Source organism: Rhizobium sp. SU303, from assembly GCF_021052345.1.
Classification (GTDB): domain Bacteria; phylum Pseudomonadota; class Alphaproteobacteria; order Rhizobiales; family Rhizobiaceae; genus Rhizobium; species Rhizobium laguerreae.
The window spans coordinates 82,331-102,156 of record NZ_CP088096.1 but is presented as its reverse complement, the minus strand read 5'-3'; the positions used below and the strand labels follow the sequence as shown (position 1 = coordinate 102,156).

Genomic DNA, 19,826 nt, shown 5'->3' with positions numbered 1-19,826 from the left:
AGGGCGCTCGCAAGAGCGCCCTCATTTTCATGCTGGAAGCGATGGCCGACGATCCAACCTCCGGTTGCGCTTCGCCTTTTTGCCTTGGCGCGGCAATCACTGTACGAAGCTGGGATCCATAATTCAGCGACAGGGGTGACCCGTGACACAGAAGACCAGCCGGGACGACGATCTGTTGGACCAGCTCACCAGCGACAGCCGGCAGACGCGCCAGATCGCGCGCCGCCGCATGATTGCAGAGGCCGTGATGGGTGAAGGCTCGATGCGGATTGAAGACCTGACCGACCGCTTTGGGATCAGCCTGATGACAGCTCATCGCGATGTCGATGAACTCGTCAGCCGCGGCCTCTTCAGGAAGACGCGCGGTATCGTCACGGCGGCGGCAACCAATCTTATCGAATCCAGCGACGTCTATCGCTCGAACCGTCAGTCGGCCGAAAAGAAGCTGATCGCCGAGGCGGCAATGCAATTCGTCGAACCGGGACAGGCAATCTTTTTCGATGACTCGACCACGGTTCTTCAGATGGCGGCGCATCTGCCTTCGAAGGCGCCGGTCACGGCAATCACCAATTCCCTGACCCTGATGAATGCGCTGACGGGCCTGCATGACGTGACGCTGCTCGCACTCGGCGGCCAGTATTACAATTGGTGCAACGCTTTCATGGGTCGCATGACCATCAACGAGATCAAGGCTCTCAGGGCCGATGTCGCGTTCATCTCGATGTCGGCGATCAGCGATGGCACGGTGCTGCATCAGTCTCCTGAGACAGTCGATACCAAGCGCGCCATGTTCGACTGTTCCGTAAAACGCATCCTGCTTGCCGATCATACCAAGTTCGAACGACGTGCACTCCACAGTTTCGCAGCACTGGATGAGTTCGACGTCGTTATCGTCGACGACAAGACCCAGCCGGTGCACATCGACCGCATGCGGTCCAGAGATATCAACGTGGTCATCGCCAGGGGCGCCGGAGGGCGCTCCTGACGGCGTCGTCCGTTGCTCCTCGTGAGGTAAATTTAAATGCCGACACTGCTCGGGATCGATAGTGGTTTGACCGTCACCAAGGCGGTCATCTTCGATATCGACGGCACGCCGCTTGCAGTCGCGCGGCGCCGCGTCACGCAGTTCATTCCGAAGGCCCGGCATATCGAGCGCGACATGAATGAATTATGGAACGCGACGGCCGATGCCATCCGCGAAGCGCTTTCCCTTAGCGGACGGCCGGCAAGCGACATAGAGGGCATTGCCGCTACCGCACATGGAGACGGCATCTACCTGCTCGATCACGTCCACAAGCCGCTCGGCCGGGCCATTCTCTCGCTGGACAGCCGGGCAGGGGCGATCGTCGACCGGTGGACAGAGAGCGATGTTGCCGACCTGGCGATCGAACTGACGGGGCAGATCCCGCACGTCTCCGCGCCATCGGCATTGCTGGCCTGGATCCGCGACATGGAGCCTGAGCGCTACAAGCGCATCGGCCATTTCTGCAGCTGCAAGGACTGGCTGCGGTTCTGCCTCACCGGGATCATCGGTACGGACCGCACCGAAGCCAGCACCTCCTTCACCAATGTCAAAACGCAGAACTACAGTGAGGACGCCCTTCGTCTGTTTGGATTGCAGGATCTCGTCCACGCCCTGCCGCCAGCCTCGCGCTCCGACCAGATCGTCGGACGCGTGACCCGTGAAGCCGCGCAGCTGACTGGCCTTGCCGAAGGAACGCCTGTCGTTGCCGGTCTGCACGACGTCACGGCCTCGGCGCTCGGGGCCGGGGGCTATGCCAAGGGCGTTGTCGCGGTCATTGCCGGGACCTATTCGATCAATGAGACGCTTTCGTCGGAGCCGCGTGTCGACCGACGCTGGTTCTGCCGCAACGGGATTGCGCCCGGCATTTGGAACAGCATGTCGATCTCACCTGCATCGACAGCCAATTACGACTGGTTTCTCGACACGCTCTGCGCTGCCGAACGCAAGAATGGCGAGGTGCAAGGCAACTCGATCCACGCCCTGCTGGCGCCCGAGATCGACGCCGCCTTCGACCGCCCCTCGACCGCGCTCTTCCATCCCTATCTGTTCGGCTCGCCTTATGGCGCAGCAGCCAGCGCCGGATTCTTCGGGCTCGGTGGATGGCACGACCGCGGCGACATGCTGCGCGCCGTGCTTGAGGGCATCGCTTTCAATCATCGCATTCATGTCGACGCGCTTCGCGACGGCTTTGCCTTCGATCAGGTGCGGCTCGCCGGTGGCGTCTCGCGCAATCCTGCCGTCGTGCAGATGTTTGCCGATGTGCTTGGCATGCCGATCACGGTAACCGAGACGGATGAGGCGGCTGCCTGGGGTGCTGCGCTTTGTGCCGGGTCGGGCGCCGGGGTCTTCGCCGATCCGCAGAGCGATCCACGCGACACGGCTTCCATCGCGAAGACTTGCCGGCCGGATGCGGCGCGCAGCGCGGACTATGAAAAGCGTTACCAAGTGTTCCGCGACATTGCCGACGCGATGATCCCCCTTTGGCCGAAGATTGCCGCGCTTGCGCCGGAGCAATCGGCAAACTGAAAAGACAGATGCCTGCTGCGGCGGGCGATTTAGGACGATGAGCATGACCCCCGATTTGCAGCAGCGCTTCTCGAATCTCGGCGAGAACGATATCGACGTTTTGATCATCGGGGCGGGCATCAACGGCGCCGGCCTGTTCCGTGACCTCTCGCTACAGGGTGTCAATTGCCTGATCGTCGACAAGGCCGACTTTGGCTCCGGCACGAGCGCCGCACCATCGCGGCTCATTCACGGCGGCTTGAAATATCTGGAAACGGGTGAGTTCGGACTGGTTGCGCAGTCGACGCTTGAGCGCAACCTCCTGCTCAAGAACGCGCCGCATTGCGTCGAGCCGCTGCCGACCTTCATTCCGGTCTTTTCCTGGACCCGCGGCATCTGGGCAGCGATCCGGACGCTCTTCGGGTCGAAGACGGCGCCGCGCAGCCGTGGTGCGGTTCTCATCAAGATCGGGCTTCGGCTCTACGACTTCTTCGGTTCGCGCGACCAGGTCATGCCGCGTCACCGGCTGATTCTGAAGAAACAGGCGCGCAAGGAGATGCCGCATATTACCCCCGCCATCGTCGCCGGCGGCATCTATTACGATGCCAAGATCAGCAGGCCGGAGCGGCTCGTCTATGAGCTCGTGCGTGATGGTCTCGATGTGAATGCGAGGAGCCTCGCGGCAAATTTCGCGACACTGGCTGCCGTTTCAGGAGGGCGTTTGACCTTCCGGCAACCCGATGGTCGCGAGTTCAGCGTCGCTCCCAAGCTAGTCGTCAATGCGGCAGGTCCTTGGATCGATCACGTCAACACTTTGCTCGGCGCTCCATCGCGGCTGATCGGCGGCACGAAGGGTTCCCATATCCTGCTTGACCATCCCGAATTGGTGCGAAGCCTCAACGGCCATATGATCTATTTCGAGGCCGACGACGGCCGCATCTGCCTGGTCTACGACTATCTCGGGTTGGCGCTGGTCGGGTCGACCGACATTCCGGCAGGTGATCCGGACAATGTCTCCTGCGAGGAGCCGGAGACGGAGTATTTCCTCGAAAGCATCCGCTCGCTTCTGCCGACGCTCCGCTTCGATCGCGATCAGATCGTTTACAGCTATAGCGGCATCCGCCCGCTGCCGGCATCGGATGCGACAGCACCGGGGCTGATCAGCCGCGATCACTCCGCGCCGGTAAAGGAGCCAGAGAGCGGCAGACCGTTTCCGATCATTTCGCTGGTCGGAGGCAAGTGGACGACGTTCCGCGGTTTTGCGGAAGAGGTCGCCGACACCGTTCTCTCCCGGCTGCAGCGCGGCCGCAGCCAGTCGACACGCTATCTGGCGATCGGCGGCGGTAAGGCCTTTCCGGCTGCTGCTGAGCAACGTAGCGCCTGGATCAGGGATACCGCGTCACGCAGCGGCGTTGCTGCCGCGCGTGCCGACGAACTGCTCGGCCGCTACGGCACGACGGCCGTGGCCCTGCTTTCTTCCTCTTCAGGCTATTCCGACGAACAGCGCCTGACGGGTGCTGCACGTTACAGCCTCCGGGAGATCGACTGGATCGCCCGGAACGAACTCGTTATCCACCTGTCGGACATCGTGATGCGCCGCACGACGCTTGCGATCGAGGGCCGGTTGACGCTGGAAGGCCTGCGGGAAATCGCCGGCGTTGCCGGGTCAGCGCTCGGCTGGGACGGCGAACGCACGGCAAGCGAAATCCAGGACGTTGTCAGCCAGCTGAGCCGCTTCCACGGCCAAGCACTGACAGGCAAAATTGCCGCCGAGCCGGAAAAGGCACCCCGCCCGGCCTCGGGCTAACCCAGTTTCAGGAGAAAGCCGGATCAAGGGAACCGGACTTGTAACGCTTCGCCATTTCCGAAACGGGAAGGGGCTTGATTCGACCGGCCATACCGGCCGTGCCGAACTGTTCGAAGCGCTCCTTGCAGAGCCTGGTCAGCGCCGTCATTGCCGGTTTCAGATATTTGCGCGGGTCGAATTCGCTTGGGTCCTCCTGCAGCACGCGGCGGATCTGACCGGTCATCGCCATTCTGCCATCGGTGTCGATATTGACCTTACGCACGCCGTTCTTGATGCCGCGCTGGATTTCTTCGACCGGCACTCCCCATGTCGGCTTCATCTGACCGCCATACTTGTTGATGATCTCCTGCAGCTCGATCGGGACCGAGGATGAGCCATGCATGACGAGATGCGTGTTCGGGAGCTTACGGTGAATTTCTTCGATGACGTTCATCGCCAGCACCGAACCGTCCGGCTTGCGGGTGAACTTGTAGGCGCCATGCGATGTACCCATCGCGATGGCGAGCGCATCGACTTTGGTTTCGCGCACGAATTTCACGGCTTCGTCCGGATCAGTCAGCAGCTGGTCATGTGAAAGCTTGCCCTCGGCGCCGTGGCCGTCCTCGGCCTCGCCCATGCCGGTCTCCAGAGAACCGAGAACGCCGAGTTCGCCTTCCACCGAGATGCCGCCGAAATGCGCCATGTCAGTCACCATCTTCGTGACGCCGACATTATAGGCCCAGTCGGCGGGCGTCTTGGCGTCCGCCTTCAGCGAACCATCCATCATCACCGAGGTGAAGCCCGCCTGGATCGCCGTCATGCAGTTGGAGGGATCGTTGCCGTGATCGAGATGCACGCAGACGGGAATATGCGGATAGATTTCGACGACGGCATCCATCATGTGCTTCAGCATGATGTCATGGGCATAGGCGCGGGCTCCGCGCGACGCCTGCATGATAACCGGCGCATGACACGCGTCGGCGGCTTCCATGATGGCGAGCGCCTGCTCCATATTATTGATGTTGAAAGCGGGAACGCCGTAGCCTTCCTCCGCAGCATGGTCGAGCAGTTGCCTCAGCGTAATGCGTGCCATCCAAGATTCCCCCATATCGATGGTCGATCGAAACGCCGCCATCTCTTCGAAACTAGAGCCCGGGCGTGAGCCGTTCAAGCGACTTATTTTAATAGGCAAAATGGCATAGGAGGAGGAATGTAACAAGCAATAATAACAATATCACAACGGGCATGATATTTCTCGAGAGACATTTCGCCTGCCCCAGCCGAATGAAATTCAGGCATGCGCTGAAGAGACGGGCCGCCGTCACGGTCCTTTCCGGCGATGGCGAGATCTCTTGAGCTAGGCACCCATGTGGCCGCGCGGTTGTGGCTTATGGCCAATGGCAGAGGCGACATCAGCCTCGATTTAAGGTTGATGAAGCCGAATGGGCAACATCCGGAAACCGGGTCAGATCAGACCGTATTGTTCCGCCTTATTGCGCAGGAACGGCAGGCCCTTGTCCATGACCTCTTCCATATCGCGTGCAACGGGGCGCCAGACTGCCAGGCCATAGGCGACCTCAGGCGGCATGTTGATGAAGCTTTCCATTGCAAGCCCACCCTTGAAGCCGATTGCGGCGAGCGCAGCATAGATCGCATCCCACGGAATATTGCCGTAGCCCGGCGTGCCGCGGTCGCTTTCGGAAAGATGGATGTACTTGAGGTGGTCGCGGGCGATCAGGATGCCGTTTGCCGCACCCTTCTCCTCGATATTCATGTGGTAGGTATCGAGATGGACGAAGATATTGTCCGCGCCGACACGCTCCACCATGTCGACGGCCTGCTGCGCCGAATTGATCAGGTGGTTCTCATAGCGGTTCACGGCCTCGACGCCGAGCTGGACGCCGTACTTCCTCGCATGTTTTGCCGCCGTGTCGAGCACCTTGGCGATGTTGTCGTATTCGCTTTGCGTCGGCGGCACGCCGGTACGCTCGCCGATGCCACCGAAGATGACGCCGGACAGAGCTTCCGCGTTCATTTCCGCGGTCTTTTCGATCGCGACCTTCAGATGCTCGATCGCCGCATCCGGGCGAACGGAAGCCCAGGCATGTTCCGGTAGGCCGAGCGAGCAGACGGCGCGCAGCTTGTGCTTTTCAAGCAGGTCGCGGGTGTGTTTCGCATCGACGGCAGGCGCGTTCAGCAGCGCAATCTCGATGAAATCCATCTTGTAGTGCACGGCTCCGGCAATCGCCTTCTCGGCGCCTGCCCGATCCCAGTTCATGGTCCACATGCTGGTGTGAACGCCGAAACCTTCCATGTCGTATCTCCTATTTCACGATTCTGATGAACTTGGCCGAGAGCCACCGCAGCACCATCACGACGATGAGCAGGATGCCCCAGACGGCGGTGGTGAGGTGCTGGTTGGCGCCGAGCAGGTTGAGCCCCGAAGAGAGGAGCTGCAGCACGATGAGCGCCACGAAAACGGGGAGGACGCGGCCGAAGCCGCCGAAAGGATTGATGCCGCCGAGAAAGCAGGCGAGCACGGTGATCAGCAGATAGGACTCACCGTGGCCGACGCGCACCGAATTGAAGCGCGCAAGCATGATGATGCCGGCAACCGCCGCCATCACGCCGGAAAGCATGTAGACCAGCACCAGGACCTTGCGGGTGTTGATGCCGGAATAGCGGGCAGACTCGATATTGGAGCCGATCATGTAGGTGGAAAAGCCGAGCTTGGAGCGCGAGAGCAGGACGTGGCTGGCGATCACGCAGGCGATCAGGATCAACAAAGGTACCGGGATGCCGAGGATGCTGCCGTGGCCGATCGGAGCGACGAAGGTGGGGAAGCCCGAGATATCGCCGCCGCGTGTCAGGAACTCGCCGAGGCCGCGCAGGAAGATCATCATCGACAGCGAAACGAGGATCGGGTGGGCGCGGGTAAAGGCAATGACCAGCCCCATGACCAGGCCGCTTGCCGCGCCGACGGCAAGTGCCAGAGCCGAACCGAGCAGGAAGGCGCTAGGGCCGGCATCGATGCCGCCATTGGCCTGCAGCGTCCAGGCGAGCGTCAGGCCGGCGATGTTGGCGGTGAAGGTGATCGCAAGGTTGAGGCCGCCGGTGAGGATCGGCATCAGCATGGCAAGCGTCAGGATGCCAAGCTCGGGAAGCTGAAAGGCGACCGATCCGAAGGTCGCGCTCGTGAGGAAATGCGGCGAGGCGACACCGAAGACGATCAGCACGGCCGCCAGTGCGGCGAGGGGACCGGCCATGTCGGCCCCGAAGATGGCGTTGAAGCGGGCGGCGAGCGCGTTCATCAGCTCTCTCCCCTGTCTGCAGGCCTGTCGCCGGTCAATTTGCGGGTCGCAAACACCGGCACCAGATTGCCGATGCGGGCGCTCGACAAGGTGATCGCAACGAGGATGATCGCGCCGACGATCATCTTGAAGGCGAAGGGCGAGACGCCCATCAGGTTGAGGCCGTTCTGGGTGATCGAGACGAGCAGCACGCCCAGCACGCAACCGAGCACCGAGCCCTTGCCGCCGCCCAGCCGCGCGCCGCCGAGTACCACCGCAGCCAGGACATCGAGCTCGCGGCCATAAAGTGCGTTCGGCACGACCTCCTGCGCATAATGCGCCTGCATGAGACCGGCGATGCCTGCCATCAATCCAAGCCAACCGAAGGCGATGAACTGCATGGCGCCGATATTGATGCCGAAGCGGCGCGCCCCTTCCGGATTGTCGCCAAAGGCATAGAGCTGCCGGCCGGTGGTCGTGCGGGTAATGAAGAGCCAGGTGGCGAGCGTGCAGACGGCCATGACGACAACCGGCAAGGTGATCTCAGCCCAGCTCCCATCGGCCATTTCGCGCTCGTAGATGATGACGCGGGTCGTCAGCCAGTCGGGCAGATTGTAGATCGACACGCCCTTGGTGAAGAACATCAGCAGGCCGAAATAGACGTTGAAGGTCGCGATCGTCGCGACGATCGAGATGATCAGGAAGCGGTGGATCAGGAAGGCGTTGATCATCCCGAGCACCATGCCGATACCGGCCGCGATCAGCAGACCGGACACCCAGCCGCCCCCGCCGATCCGCTCAAGCGCCAGTGCAGTGACATATTGCACGATCGAGGCGGCGACGGCGAAGGAGATGTCGATGCCGCCTGATATCAGCACCACGAGCAGGCCGACGGCGAAGATGATATTGACCGCGCTAATGTTGAGCAGGTCGAACCCATTGCCGAGCGTGATGAAGCGGTCGGTCGTAAAAGCCAGGACAATGCTCATCGCGATGATGACGGCAAACAGCACGAATTCCGTCGTATAGGCCAGGAACAGCTTACGCATAAACCGTCGCCTCCAGGTCCTTCAGTGTGGTCGCGCGCGGATCGTACCAGCCGGCCATGTGGCCCTTTTCCATATGGATGATCCGATCGGCGTTGAAATAGACCTCCGGCACCTCGTCCGAGATGAGGATGATCGCAAGCCCCGCCTCGGCAAGGCGCGCTACGATTTCGAAGATGCCGGCGCGGGCGCCGACATCGACGCCCACCGTGGGCGCATCGAGGATCAGCACCTTTGGATCGGTGGCGAGCCATTTGGCAATGGCGACGCGCTGCTGGTTGCCGCCCGAAAGCGTCGAGATCGCATCGTCCTGCCTGCCGATCCTAACGCCGAGATCGGCGATCCAGCGCGCGACGAGCGAGCGCTTCTTTTCAGGCGAAATGAGCCGGCCGCTCAGGATGCGGTTGAGCGAGGCCATGACCAGATTGTCGGCGATGGATTGCGGCTGGTTGAGACCGAGCGAAAGGCGGTCCTCGGAGAGATAGGCGACACCTGATGTGATCGCCTCGCGGTTGGAGGCAAAGCGCACCGGCTTTCCCTCCAACACGATCGTTCCGGAGGCGGGCCGGCGCATGCCGAACAGCGTGAGGGCAAGTTCGGTGCGCCCGGAGCCAAGCAGGCCGGTGATCCCGAGCGTCTCGCCACGGCGCAGATCAAAGGAGATGTCCTCGAACTCGCCAGGCCGGGAAAGCTTGCTGACAGAAAGCACGACCGGGTTCTGCGATACGTCGCGGGCGACTACATTCTGGTCGAAGGTGCGCCCGGTCATCAGCTCGGTGATCTTAGACTGGGTCATGCCCTCCACCGGATAGACCCCGACCAGCGCGCCATCGCGCAGTACCGTGATGCGCGAGGAGATTTCCAGCACTTCCGCAAGACGATGACTGACGAAGACCACGGCAACGCCCGAAGCCGACAGTGTGCGCACGATCGCCAGCAGATGATCGGTCTCGGACTGGGTGAGCGAGGCAGTCGGCTCGTCCATGAACACGATCCGGGCCTCTCCGACCAGCGCGCGGGCAATGGCGACGATCTGGCGCTGAGCGATGGCGAAATCCTTAAGGGGTCTGTCGACGTCGAGGGTGACGCCGAGGCGGGCGAGTGCTTCCTCGGCTATTCCGCGGATCGCGGCATAATTGACGAAGCGCGGGCGCGAACCGGAAAGGGTCTGGAAGGCGATATTCTCAGCCACGCTCATTTCCGGAAAAAGCGCGAGGTCCTGCCAGATGATCTGGATGCCGCGGGACTGGGCCATGGCAGGCGTCATCTGGGATATCACCTCACCGTCGAAGACGATCTCGGCGCCGTCTGCAGGCCGATAAACGCCGGAGATCACCTTGATCAACGTGCTCTTGCCGGATCCATTCTCGCCGGCGAGGCAATGCACTTCGCCGGGCAAGACTTCGAAGGAGACGTCTTTGAGCGCCTTGACACCGCCGAATGTCATGTTGATGCCGCGAAGCGAAAGAAGCGGCGTGGCCTTCACACCATCATCCGTTGCTGTGTTCATGCCGGTTGCCCGTCCAGTCGAATGCCATAAAAGTCAAATGGTCCGGCCATGGCCGGATACCGCTCTCTTTCCCGAACGCCGGGCCGGTCGACATGGACCAGCCCGACACCCGGGGAGGGGGCCTCTTCAGAGGCCCATTGCGGCCAAGTCGTCGACCGTATCCTTGTTGATCGGCAGCAGCTGATCGACGATGATGTCGTTACCAACAGGCTTGATCACGCCGAGACCCGGAATGTCATCACCTTCCTTGACGCTCTCGCCCTTGATCAGGCGATCGGCGAGCGTGACGAAGACTTCGCCGGCCTGTTTCGGATTCCACATGAAGCCGCCCGATATCGCGTCGGCCTTGATCAGCTTCTGGCCCTGACCGGGCGAGAACGGGCCGAGCACGAAGATTTTGCCCGTCTTGCGGCGTTCCTCGATGGCGCGCCCAGCGCCGATCGGACCCTGGCTGCCGAAGGCGAGGAAGCCGGTCAGATCCGGATGCGCGGCAATGAGATCGAGCGCCGTCGAGCGGCTCTTGTCGACGTCTTCCGCCACGCCGTAGCGCTCGCCGACGAGCTTCATGTCCGGGTAATTCGCCTTGATATAGGCGATTGCGGCATCCGCCCAGGCGTTGTGCAGCGGCACGGTCAGCGAGCCGACGAAGACGGCATATTCGCCCTTGCCGCCCATTTTCTCGGCGAGCAGCTTGCCATGCGCTTCACCGAAGCCGGTGGCCGATGCGAGCTCGAAATTCCAGTCGGCGCCCTTCTGCGAGGGCGATTCATGCGTAATGACCTTGATGCCGGCGGCCTGCGCCTTGGTCAGCACGGGCTCGAGCACCTTGGCATCGTTCGGAACCACGCCGATGACCTTGACGCCTTGGGCAATCAGATCCTCGATGGCGCGCACCTGCAGCGCCGGGTCGGCGCTGGTCGGGCCAATCATGAAGGCATCGACCCCCAGTTTCTGGCCCTGTTCCTTGATCCCGGCTTCCATCGCGTTGAACCAGGGAATGCCGCCGATCTTGACGACAACGCCGACCTTCGGCGCGTCCTGCGCAAACGCGACCACCGCCCCGGCAAGCGACAGCGATGCGGCAAACGCCGCTACGATAAGGCTCCTCATCCTCACTCCTCCTCAAAGGTCGCTCATACGAACGACGACCACCGGCCGGTTTGCGGCAGGTTGTTCCTGATTGCTTCTTGGCGAGGGAATACCCTTGCCTCCCATCCCGCCTCCTCCGGCGAACCATCTTTGCACAATCGATCTTTCTTTTTTGCACAATCGATGGTGCAATGACTATCGATCAAGGCGGGGCTTTCGTCAAGAGGGGTTTGTTTCTAAGGGAAGCGACAAAGGAAGGCGCGATATGACCAACGTCAGCAGGAAGAAGGCGACCATCTACGATCTCTCGATCCTATCGGGTGCGTCGCCTTCCACCGTGAGCGCCGTGCTGAACGGAAGCTGGCGGAAACGGCGTATCAAAGAGGCGACGGCGCAGCTCATTCAGAATCTGGCAAACGAGCACGGCTATACGGCAAATCTGCAGGCCCGCGGCTTGCGTTCGTCCCGCTCCGGTCTCGTCGGTCTTCTGCTGCCGGTGCACGACAACCGCTATTTCTCCTCGATGGCGCAGTCTTTCGAGGCGCAGGTCAGAAGCCGCGGCCAGTGCCCTCTCGTCGTCAGCGCCTGTCGCGATCCGGAGGAGGAGCGCAAGGTTGTCGAGACGCTGATCTCCTATTCGATCGACGAGCTTTTCATCGCCGGCGCAACCGATCCGGATGGCGTGCACAAGGTTTGCGAAAAGGCTGGGCTGAAGCACGTCAACATCGATCTGCCGGGCACGCTGGCGCCGTCGATCATCAGCGACAATCATGAAGGTGCGCGCATGCTGACACAGGCGATCATCGAACGCGCGCAGGAGGATGGCCCACTTTCACCCGACGATCTGTACCTGTTCGGCGGCCGCAACGACCATGCCAGCCATGAGCGAATTCGCGGCTTTCGCGACGTAAAGCGCGCATTGCTGGGCGCGGATCCGGACGTCTGCATCCAGCCGACCGGCTATTCCCCCGCCATGACGGCGCGCGCCTTCGAAGCCTTCTACGAAGGCCATGGAAAGCTGCCGCGCGCATTCTTCGTCAATTCCTCGATCAACCTCGAAGGGCTGATGCGCTTCCTCGCCCTGCACCCGCATGAGACCTTCGCCGATATCATCGTCGGCTGCTACGACTACGATCCCTTCGGCTCCTTCCTACCTTTCCCCGTCTTCATGATCCGGCAGGACAGCGAGGCGATGATCACCAAGGGGTTTGCGATCCTCGACGCAGACCGCGGCCCGCCAATCACGCATCTGGTGCGGCCGACCCTCGTGCCCCCACGCACGGCGCTGACCGGCCCACTCGATGCACTGAGGGATATCGAGTAGCCTCCTGCTTCGTCGGAGACGCTGGGCTGACGAAGCAACGGACTGGCTGATGCCGATCGTGTTGGCATCGACAACTGCCTTATCGGATCTAGCTTTCTGTGATGCGGCGATCTTCATCGGAGCCGACGGAGAGCTGCTTCCAGTCCAGGTCCTCCTGCAGCTCGAGATATTGCGTCGCGCCGATCTGATCCGTGTCGCGCAATTCCTCAAGGCGCTGGCGCTGGGCGAGGACGGCGGCGATCGTCAGGTCGCGGCGGCGATCGAGCGGCGAGGTCTTGATTGCACCGCTTGATGCGGCCCAATGTTCCTTGCAGATCGTCCGGATCGCTTCGGCCTCGGTGCCGTCTTCCTTCTCAAGCCGCTGAAAGGCGGCTTCGGCGAGCGATCTTCGGGCCGCCTTGAGTTCATCGCGGACTTCTGCCTGCCGACCGAGTTTCAGGAGATGGATCATCGGAGCCAAGGTCGCCCCTTGAATGACCAGGGTTGCGAGCACCACCGTGAAGGCCGTGAGCACGACCAGGTCTCGCTCGGGAAAGTCGGCAGGGAGCGCGAAGGCCGTCGCCAGCGTAACGAGGCCGCGCATACCGGCCCAACCCACCAGCAAGGTTTCCCCTGATGTGAAAGGCGCCAATTCATTGCCTCTTCGGTGGCGAGACGCGACGACGGCGTGAAGCAGGAACGCCATCGCCATGCGCGCCAGGATGACGCCGACCACCACGATGACGGCAAATCCCATCGCCCGCTGAAGCTCTTCAGCCGACATCGTCTCGATGATGCGGCGCGCCTGCAGCCCCATCAGCAGGAAAGCCACCACGTTCAACAGGAAGACGACAGTCGTCCAGACCGCGAAGGAATGCACCCGCATCCGCGGCGAATCCTCGACTGAAGAGAGGGTGGCGATGGTCATTGCGCTCGCTACTGTGGCAAGGACAGCCGACAGGTGCAGATGCTCGGCGATCAGCCAGGTCGAAAAAGCGTAGACGAACTGAAGCAGGGTCCCACCAACCGTATTTTCGGTTATCGGCCGAAGCCGCGAGACGAAAAAGCCGAAGACGAGGCCGAACAGGATTCCTCCAGGTGCGGCAAACCCCACCTGAAGCGCCGTCCCGGCATCCAGCCCACCCCGCGCCTGGACAGTGAGCGCGGCCCCGAAAAGCAGCAGTGCGGTCGCATCGTTGAACAGGCTTTCTCCCTTGAGCAGGGCATCCACACGGCGCGCGACAGGCAAATTGGAAAGGACCGCCGTGGCGGCTGCGGCATCGGGCGGCGCAACGATTGCGCCGAGTGTGACCGCAACCGCAATCGGAAGCCCGACTGTCAGCATGCTGATCGACACCACCACGCCTGTCGTGACGAAAACGGCAACGACGGCATAGAAGAACAGCGGCAGCAGCATGCGCCGGGCCGCACCCACCGGGAAATCATAAGCCGAGTCGACAAGGACGGGGGCGATGAACAGGGCAAGCGCCGTCGGCGGATCGATGGGGATCGTGGGCGCGCCGGGCAGCATCGCCACTGCGACGCCGGCGGCAGCCAGGATGCCGGGGTAGGGCAGGCGCGTGCGACGCGTCACCTGCAGCAACAGGATGGCAACCGCCAGCAATGCAACAAGTGTTTCGAAGAACGTCATTTCAGCATACTAGCAGGCTTTCGGGCACATTGAAGCGGGTGCAGCCCCGATGTAAAACTTGTGTCGTATCAAGCTGCTGATGCAGCGGCGGAGGGCGATCATGGACTACGAGGTTGCGATTGTCGGCGCTGGCGCGGCCGGCATTGCAGCAGCAAAAAGCCTGGCCGATGCCGGCCGCTCGGTCATCATCCTGGAGGCCAGCAACCGCGTTGGCGGACGAGCCTGGACAATCGAATTGGCCGGAATGCCGCTGGATATGGGGTGTGGCTGGCTGCATTCTGCCGAGCGCAATCCTCTCGTCGCCATCGGCCGTACCTCCGGGTTCAACATCGAGCGCGGAACTACGGCGTGGCAGAGCCAGTGGCGCGATCTCGGTTTCACACCGGATGAGCGCGCGGCGGCGGCAGCCGCTTGGACCGCGCTTGAGGAGCGGATGCGGGCCAGCCCCCCCGCGAGCGACAGGGCGTCGGACGCGCTGGAGCCGGGCGGCAAATGGAACGCTTACTGCCAGTCCCTCAGCGGATATCTGAACGGCGCACCGCTCGATCGGCTGTCGGTCTCTGACTTTCTTGCCTATAACAGTGCGGCGACCGACGCCAATTGGCGGGTGCGTGAAGGCTATGGAAGTCTGATCGGCGCGGCCGTTCCGAATGTGGCCTTGCGCCTTTCGACTCCCGTTCGACGCGTGGCAATGACCGGAAACGGCATCCAACTGGAGACCGACCGCGGTCCTGTCACATCAGGTGCCGCGATCATCACGGCATCGAGCACCGTTCTGGCCGGCGGAGCCATTATCTTCGACCCGGAGGCCGACGATCACCTCCACGCCGCGAGTCAGCTGCCGCTTGGCCTCGCAGACAAGCTGTTTTTTGAACTCCATGGCAATCATGGTCTCGAGCCGGAAACCCATCTGCTCGGCGACCCGCAAAATGCCGAGACCGGCAGCTATTATATCCGGCCATTCGGCCGGCCGATCATCGAAGGCTTCTTTGGCGGAACCGGCGCTGTCGTCATCGAACGTGCGGGTTTGGTGGAGGCATTTGCCTTCGCTCTCGACCAGCTTTCATCACTGCTCGGCAGCAACATCCGCCGCCACCTGCGGCCCCTGGCAGCCTCTTCCTGGTGTCGTACCGATTGGATAGGCGGCTCCTACAGCCATGCGCTGCCCTGCCATGCCGGCGCACGTGCAGTCCTGGGGCGCCCGGTCGGCGACCGGCTGTTTTTCGCCGGCGAGGCGACGCATCAATCCGACTTTTCGACTGCGCATGGCGCATGGGAAAGCGGGTTGCGGGCCGCCGACCAGGCTGCAGCTGTTCTACCACCCTCATGAGATAGAAGGGTGCATCTCGTGACCCTCAGCGCTCCGGCTGACCATCACCAGCTGGCAGAATTTCATGATTTGCCCGGTTTCGGATTGTTTATGTGCAACTATAAATCGGGCAAAGCCGCCGACCGCACGGCGGTCCATGTCCGTCAGGCGACCGTCGAAGAGGACGGAGGCGCCGAGCTTGTTAGCAATCGCGCCGACCGGATCGCCGTTCGAAAGACGGCTTTCACGCAACTCCAAGCCCAGATTGGCGCAGAGCGAGAGCGTGCCGCAAACGACGCAGGCCTTGGCCTGCCTGCCGCTCATCGGGTAGAAGGCGAGCAGCGCCGAGCCGCCCATCTCGACGGTGGCGGCACGTGCCAGGCGCTCCGTCCAGGCATTGCTGACCGTTTCGAGCACCAATGCGTTGCCCTTGTCGTCGCAGCGAACCTGGGCGTGGCGGAGTTGCCTAGTGAACGTTACCATCTGCAAGGCAAAGGCCGAGGGCATGTCACTTGCGGCGTAGTCATAGTCGCAAATATCAATCACGAAACAAAGGCCAGCGGCAGATCGGGCTTAGACGCCCCTGAAGGTTCTGTTGGCTGAGCTCGACTAACGATTACAGCGATCCTGAAGGAGATATTCCATGCTCAAGCCCGTCCCACTACTTGTCGTAGCACTGGTTTCAGTTCTGGCCTCATGCAGTGCCGATACTGCTTCGACAACGCCGCGCAAAGGGCCGTGCAATGCTGACGCCGCCCAAAGCCTCATTGGCAAGCCAAAGCCGACAGACGTCGAGGCGATGCGGATCACGAACTCGAAGACCGTTCGCCAGATCGAGCCGGGTCAGATGGTGACCCATGACTTCAGGGAGGACCGGGTGACGATCGAGACCGATCCTGCGTCCGGTCGGGTTGTTGGAGCCAGGTGCGGCTAAGACGCCTCGATCGCTGCAACGCCGCCAGAAAAGGGCCAGTGGAGAGCCGCGGCCCTTGAGATGTGAAGGTCAAAACCTCCAGAGGGGAACAGCCGAGAGCGAGCTTTAGGATTTGCTGCTTTTAATCGCGCCGTGTTCGATTGGTTCATCAAATGCTTCCCAAACAGAAGGCCGCCAGCAACTTCCAGACCATGAGGTTCTATGCTCCCCGCGCGGATCCTGCCCGATGCACGGAAACACGGCTTCAAGAAGGATCATTGCGTCGAGGCGCTGTGGTCGGTTCGTCGCCATGTGGGGCAAAGTCATCCGTCAGGCGGGTGGCAGCCGGTCTTGCTCACGGAATATGCTAGGCTGCACAATTCTCTTGTCGAGCAGCCGCAGAACGCTGATTGCTGCACATCCTCCGACCAAATGTCATGCTCAACAGGGGAAATGATTGGCCAAATTCTATTTGCTACTAGAAGGCCGCCTAGCATAGGCCGGCACCTGAAACCGGCGGCGATAGTTCCCCGGAGCCAAGCCTGTTATCCTCCTAAACAAACGTCGAAAGAAGGCGGACTCCTCGTACCCTACCTGCCAACTTATCTCGTCGACGGAAGCCTCAGTTCGCTCTAGTCGCCGCTTCGCCTCCTCGATCCGCAGCCGTTGAACATAGGCGATCGGGCTCATGCCGGTCGTCTGGGTGAACCGTCGCTTGAAGGTCCGTTCCGTCAGCCCCGCCCGCTTGACCATCTCCTCCAACGGATTGGCGACGGAATAATGGGCGGCAAGCCAATCCTGTGCAGTTTGGATCGCCTGGTCGCGGTGGTCGCGCCGCCCCTCGAAGACCATGTAGGGAGCCAGGCCGTCCTGGTGCCATTGCAGCGCAAAATAGCGGGCCACCGTCTGCGCCGCCGTCGCCCCTGCATGGCGGGCGATCAAGTAGAGCACGAGATCGTGCCATGTCATCGAGGCGCCGGACGTAATCAACTCGTCCCGTTGGCCAGCGACCACCAGCACCTGTTCCGGATGGATCGGGACCTGCGGGTAGGCGTCGCGGAACGTCTGGGCATAGCCGAAATGGACGGTGGCATCGGCGCCATCGAACAGCCCGGTCTCGGCAAGCAGGAAGATTCCCGAACAGGCTGAGCAGATCAGCGCCCCTTTCGCGTGCATCCTCCGGCACCATTCCACCAGCGCAGGATAGCGGCGCTTCACCCAGCCTTCCGGCCCGAGCACGACTGACGGCACGATGACGATGTCGGTCCGGTCGATTTCGGCGATCGGCCGCTGCACCACAATCGGCACGCGGCTGGCGAGCGTCAGCGGGCCGGCCCGTTCGCCGACGATCTCGACGTGGAAAGGTGGTGTCTTCGTAATGCCGCCGTCCGGAGGTACGATGGAAAAGGCGTTCATTACATCAAAGATACCGCTCAACGTCGATAGTGCCGCCTCCGGCAGCGCCACCAGGCTGACATGGAGCGGCTGCGGCCCCAGCGCCCGTTCAGCCTCCTGCTGCGTTCTCGTCATCATCGGTTCCCCTTTGCAGCAATAATAACCCCGGAGCGCAGCGGGGGCCACGTCGAACGCGACAGCTTCCGGCTTTGCGTGGCGTAAATGGCCCGATCATGGCCTGCACCGCTCTGCCGCTCCCCCTCGTCGCCTGCGATCCTCCCCTCACCTCGAACGGAGGTTTCCAACCAGGGAGAAACATCGTGGATACCATGCAGACCAAGACCATCGACAGTGCAAAGCTCGAGACGCTGGTCGGTCGCGTCGTTAGCGATCTTTCCGCCGGCTATGGCGGGGTCATGGTCAGCCTCGGCCACCGCCTCGGTCTCTATAAGGCAATGGCCGACCGCGGGCCGCTCACATCTCGTGAAATCGCCAGCCGCGCCGGCTGCAGCGAACGATATGTGCGCGAATGGCTGAATTCGCAGGTGGCCGGTGCCTATGTCACTTATCATGCCGTCAGCGGCACCTATGAGCTGACGCCGGAACAGGCTTTCGTGCTGGCGAACGAGGACAGCCCCGTCTTCATCCCGAATGCCTGGGCAACGCCCGCTTCCATGTGGGCCGACGAGGAAAAGGCGCTCGAGGCCTTCCGCACCGGCGCCGGCATCCCTTGGGGAGACCATGATGGCCGACTCTTTTGCGGCGTCGCTTCCTTCTACCGCAACGCCTACCGCGCCAGCCTCGTGCCGGAATGGCTACCGGCGCTCGATGGCGTGGTGGAGAAGCTGAAGGCAGGCGCACTGGTGGCCGATGTCGGTTGCGGCCACGGCCATTCGACGGTGCTGATGGCGGAGGCATTCCCAAAGTCGAAATTCCACGGCTTCGACACGCACGAGAAGTCGGTCGACGAAGCACGCAAAGTGGCGAGCGAGGCGGGCGTTTTTGATCGCGCGACCTTTTCGACCGCGCGGGCGGAGAACTATCCGGGGAAGGGCTATGACCTCATCTGCTTCTTCGACTGCCTGCACGACATGGGTAATCCGGTGGCAGCCGCCACGCATGCAGCCAACGCCCTTGCCAAGGACGGCAGTGTAATGCTGGTCGAGCCCTTCGCCAACGACAGGGTAGAGGACAATATCTCGCCTGTCGGCCGGCTCTACTATGCCGCTTCGACGACGATTTGCTGCGCCCATGCGATTTCTGATGGAGGTCACACCGTGCTGGGTGCCCAGGCCGGCGAGGCAAGGCTCAAGGACATCTTCCGCAAGGCGGGCTTCACCCGCTTCCGCAAGGCGATGCAGACGCCGTTCAACCTGATCCTCGAAGCCCGCCTCTGACAGAGACCGGCGACTGAGGGCGCCGGTCTTGGCACGACCAATGCAGGCCCTCCGATGTTTGGACGGAGCCTGCATTGCCACCGAACCCGGCCAGAGGTCGTCGAGATAGAGAATGAATGGCGCCGGGTCGATATCGGCCGCAGCCCGGTACTCAGTCACTCTTCGGGCGCGATGAAAGTCTTCGTGCGTCCCGCGGACGCCGCGCTTCGACACCCGAAACCACCTCTTCAACGATCTCTGTAACTCCATCGGCGTCGCACCGTCGCGCGCCTGGACCGAGATGCCTTGCATGACAGCCGATAAGGAACGTGCGAGACGGTGCGCGTCGGCCTTAGCTGCGAAAGATGAAAGTGCGTCAGCGATGCGTTCGCGCATGGCATCACGTCGGGCAGCTGCATCAGGGGCAAGCGCCGCGTGGTCTGGATGGCAGGCTGTCGTGCCGCTGGAGATCATGCACCCACGCTCTCGGTCCGGATGCGTCACGGCCCGAACCCCTCCCTCCAGCAGCAGCCGCACAGCTTGAGCCAGCGACGCGGCTTTGCCCATTTCGAAGCGCCGACGAGCTCGCTTAGTCGAGATCGCCATTTCCTCACGGTTCTCTCGTTGG

The 19,826-nt window shown here is 62.0% G+C and carries 16 protein-coding genes; 7 read left to right on the top strand and 9 right to left on the bottom strand.

Annotated features, from left to right (window positions below):
* The first annotated feature begins 142 nt into the window (after positions 1–142).
* Genes RlegSU303_RS25070 through RlegSU303_RS25060 form a run of 3 tightly spaced genes read left to right on the top strand, consistent with a single transcriptional unit; the run spans position 143 to position 4,337 of the window.
* Complete coding sequence (locus RlegSU303_RS25070; RefSeq protein WP_131718461.1) at positions 143–985, top strand: DeoR/GlpR family DNA-binding transcription regulator; 843 nt, start codon at positions 143–145, stop codon at positions 983–985.
* Between the two features lie 36 nt (positions 986–1,021).
* The gene (locus RlegSU303_RS25065; RefSeq protein WP_168279336.1) at positions 1,022–2,551 is read left to right on the top strand and encodes an FGGY-family carbohydrate kinase; all 1,530 of its coding nucleotides are present in this window, start codon (positions 1,022–1,024) and stop codon (positions 2,549–2,551) included.
* A 37-nt stretch (positions 2,552–2,588) separates the two neighbouring features.
* The gene (locus RlegSU303_RS25060; RefSeq protein ID WP_131718463.1) at positions 2,589–4,337 is read left to right on the top strand and encodes a glycerol-3-phosphate dehydrogenase/oxidase; all 1,749 of its coding nucleotides are present in this window, start codon (positions 2,589–2,591) and stop codon (positions 4,335–4,337) included.
* A 7-nt stretch (positions 4,338–4,344) separates the two neighbouring features.
* Here the strand turns inward: RlegSU303_RS25060 and fba are convergent, their stop codons facing one another.
* The 6 genes from fba to RlegSU303_RS25030 form a co-directional block, all read right to left on the bottom strand.
* Positions 4,345–5,409, bottom strand: a complete 1,065-nt coding sequence (gene fba, locus RlegSU303_RS25055) for a class II fructose-bisphosphate aldolase (protein WP_131718464.1) — start codon at positions 5,407–5,409, stop codon at positions 4,345–4,347.
* Positions 5,410–5,781: 372 nt separating this feature from the next.
* Positions 5,782–6,630 (bottom strand): sugar phosphate isomerase/epimerase family protein, encoded by an 849-nt coding sequence (locus tag RlegSU303_RS25050; protein ID WP_094088125.1) that lies wholly within the window; start codon positions 6,628–6,630, stop codon positions 5,782–5,784.
* A gap of 10 nt (positions 6,631–6,640) precedes the next feature.
* Entirely contained in the window at positions 6,641–7,627 is a 987-nt protein-coding gene (locus RlegSU303_RS25045) for an ABC transporter permease (protein ID WP_131718465.1), read from the bottom strand.
* Positions 7,627–8,655, bottom strand: coding sequence for an ABC transporter permease (locus tag RlegSU303_RS25040; RefSeq protein WP_131718466.1), 1,029 nt, complete (start codon positions 8,653–8,655; stop codon positions 7,627–7,629). Before RlegSU303_RS25040 ends, RlegSU303_RS25045 begins: the two co-directional genes overlap by 1 nt.
* Positions 8,648–10,162 (bottom strand): sugar ABC transporter ATP-binding protein, encoded by a 1,515-nt coding sequence (locus RlegSU303_RS25035; RefSeq protein WP_131718467.1) that lies wholly within the window; start codon positions 10,160–10,162, stop codon positions 8,648–8,650. The genes RlegSU303_RS25040 and RlegSU303_RS25035 overlap by 8 nt, the downstream gene beginning before the upstream one ends.
* 126 nt (positions 10,163–10,288) lie before the next feature.
* A complete protein-coding gene (locus RlegSU303_RS25030) occupies positions 10,289–11,272 on the bottom strand; it encodes an autoinducer 2 ABC transporter substrate-binding protein (RefSeq protein ID WP_025397348.1) in 984 nt (327 codons plus the stop codon).
* Positions 11,273–11,516: 244 nt separating this feature from the next.
* On the opposite strand from RlegSU303_RS25030, the gene RlegSU303_RS25025 reads away from it, so the two are divergent.
* Positions 11,517–12,575 carry a LacI family DNA-binding transcriptional regulator gene (locus tag RlegSU303_RS25025; RefSeq protein WP_131620666.1) on the top strand — a complete coding sequence of 353 codons (1,059 nt, stop codon included), beginning with the start codon at positions 11,517–11,519 and terminating at the stop codon, positions 12,573–12,575.
* A gap of 88 nt (positions 12,576–12,663) precedes the next feature.
* On the opposite strand, the gene RlegSU303_RS25020 is transcribed toward RlegSU303_RS25025, so the two are convergent.
* A complete protein-coding gene (locus RlegSU303_RS25020) occupies positions 12,664–14,205 on the bottom strand; it encodes a cation:proton antiporter (protein WP_131718468.1) in 1,542 nt (513 codons plus the stop codon).
* 100 nt (positions 14,206–14,305) lie between these two features.
* On the opposite strand from RlegSU303_RS25020, the gene RlegSU303_RS25015 reads away from it, so the two are divergent.
* The gene (locus RlegSU303_RS25015) at positions 14,306–15,535 is read left to right on the top strand and encodes a flavin monoamine oxidase family protein (RefSeq protein WP_131718469.1); all 1,230 of its coding nucleotides are present in this window, start codon (positions 14,306–14,308) and stop codon (positions 15,533–15,535) included.
* Here RlegSU303_RS25015 and RlegSU303_RS25010 read toward each other — a convergent pair.
* Positions 15,530–16,060, bottom strand: a complete 531-nt coding sequence (locus RlegSU303_RS25010) for an S-methyl thiohydantoin desulfurase domain-containing protein (RefSeq protein WP_231283889.1) — start codon at positions 16,058–16,060, stop codon at positions 15,530–15,532. The two genes, RlegSU303_RS25015 and RlegSU303_RS25010, sit on opposite strands and share 6 nt — an antisense overlap.
* A 97-nt stretch (positions 16,061–16,157) precedes the next feature.
* On the opposite strand from RlegSU303_RS25010, the gene RlegSU303_RS25005 reads away from it, so the two are divergent.
* Complete coding sequence (locus RlegSU303_RS25005; protein ID WP_026158181.1) at positions 16,158–16,448, top strand: I78 family peptidase inhibitor; 291 nt, start codon at positions 16,158–16,160, stop codon at positions 16,446–16,448.
* A 447-nt stretch (positions 16,449–16,895) separates the two neighbouring features.
* On the opposite strand, the gene RlegSU303_RS25000 is transcribed toward RlegSU303_RS25005, so the two are convergent.
* Positions 16,896–17,960, bottom strand: coding sequence for a GlxA family transcriptional regulator (locus RlegSU303_RS25000; RefSeq protein ID WP_017956536.1), 1,065 nt, complete (start codon positions 17,958–17,960; stop codon positions 16,896–16,898).
* A 191-nt stretch (positions 17,961–18,151) separates the two neighbouring features.
* Here RlegSU303_RS25000 and RlegSU303_RS24995 point away from each other — a divergent pair, with 191 nt between their 5' ends.
* Complete coding sequence (locus RlegSU303_RS24995) at positions 18,152–19,219, top strand: class I SAM-dependent methyltransferase (RefSeq protein WP_131718484.1); 1,068 nt, start codon at positions 18,152–18,154, stop codon at positions 19,217–19,219.
* The last annotated feature ends 607 nt before the right edge of the window (positions 19,220–19,826 follow it).

Excerpts from the sequence above, each read along its gene's own strand:
- RlegSU303_RS25065 (WP_168279336.1), top strand. The coding sequence starts at position 1,022 with ATGCCGACACTGCTCGGGATCGATAGTGGTTTGACCGTCACCAAGGCG.
- RlegSU303_RS25060 (WP_131718463.1), top strand. The coding sequence starts at position 2,589 with ATGAGCATGACCCCCGATTTGCAGCAGCGCTTCTCGAATCTCGGCGAG.
- fba (WP_131718464.1), bottom strand. The coding sequence starts at position 5,409 with ATGGCACGCATTACGCTGAGGCAACTGCTCGACCATGCTGCGGAGGAA.
- RlegSU303_RS25050 (WP_094088125.1), bottom strand. The coding sequence starts at position 6,630 with ATGGAAGGTTTCGGCGTTCACACCAGCATGTGGACCATGAACTGGGAT.
- RlegSU303_RS25045 (WP_131718465.1), bottom strand. The coding sequence starts at position 7,627 with ATGAACGCGCTCGCCGCCCGCTTCAACGCCATCTTCGGGGCCGACATG.
- RlegSU303_RS25040 (WP_131718466.1), bottom strand. The coding sequence starts at position 8,655 with ATGCGTAAGCTGTTCCTGGCCTATACGACGGAATTCGTGCTGTTTGCC.
- RlegSU303_RS25035 (WP_131718467.1), bottom strand. The coding sequence starts at position 10,162 with ATGAACACAGCAACGGATGATGGTGTGAAGGCCACGCCGCTTCTTTCG.
- RlegSU303_RS25030 (WP_025397348.1), bottom strand. The coding sequence starts at position 11,272 with ATGAGGAGCCTTATCGTAGCGGCGTTTGCCGCATCGCTGTCGCTTGCC.
- RlegSU303_RS25025 (WP_131620666.1), top strand. The coding sequence starts at position 11,517 with ATGACCAACGTCAGCAGGAAGAAGGCGACCATCTACGATCTCTCGATC.
- RlegSU303_RS25020 (WP_131718468.1), bottom strand. The coding sequence starts at position 14,205 with ATGACGTTCTTCGAAACACTTGTTGCATTGCTGGCGGTTGCCATCCTG.
- RlegSU303_RS25015 (WP_131718469.1), top strand. The coding sequence starts at position 14,306 with ATGGACTACGAGGTTGCGATTGTCGGCGCTGGCGCGGCCGGCATTGCA.
- RlegSU303_RS25005 (WP_026158181.1), top strand. The coding sequence starts at position 16,158 with ATGCTCAAGCCCGTCCCACTACTTGTCGTAGCACTGGTTTCAGTTCTG.
- RlegSU303_RS25000 (WP_017956536.1), bottom strand. The coding sequence starts at position 17,960 with ATGATGACGAGAACGCAGCAGGAGGCTGAACGGGCGCTGGGGCCGCAG.
- RlegSU303_RS24995 (WP_131718484.1), top strand. The coding sequence starts at position 18,152 with ATGCAGACCAAGACCATCGACAGTGCAAAGCTCGAGACGCTGGTCGGT.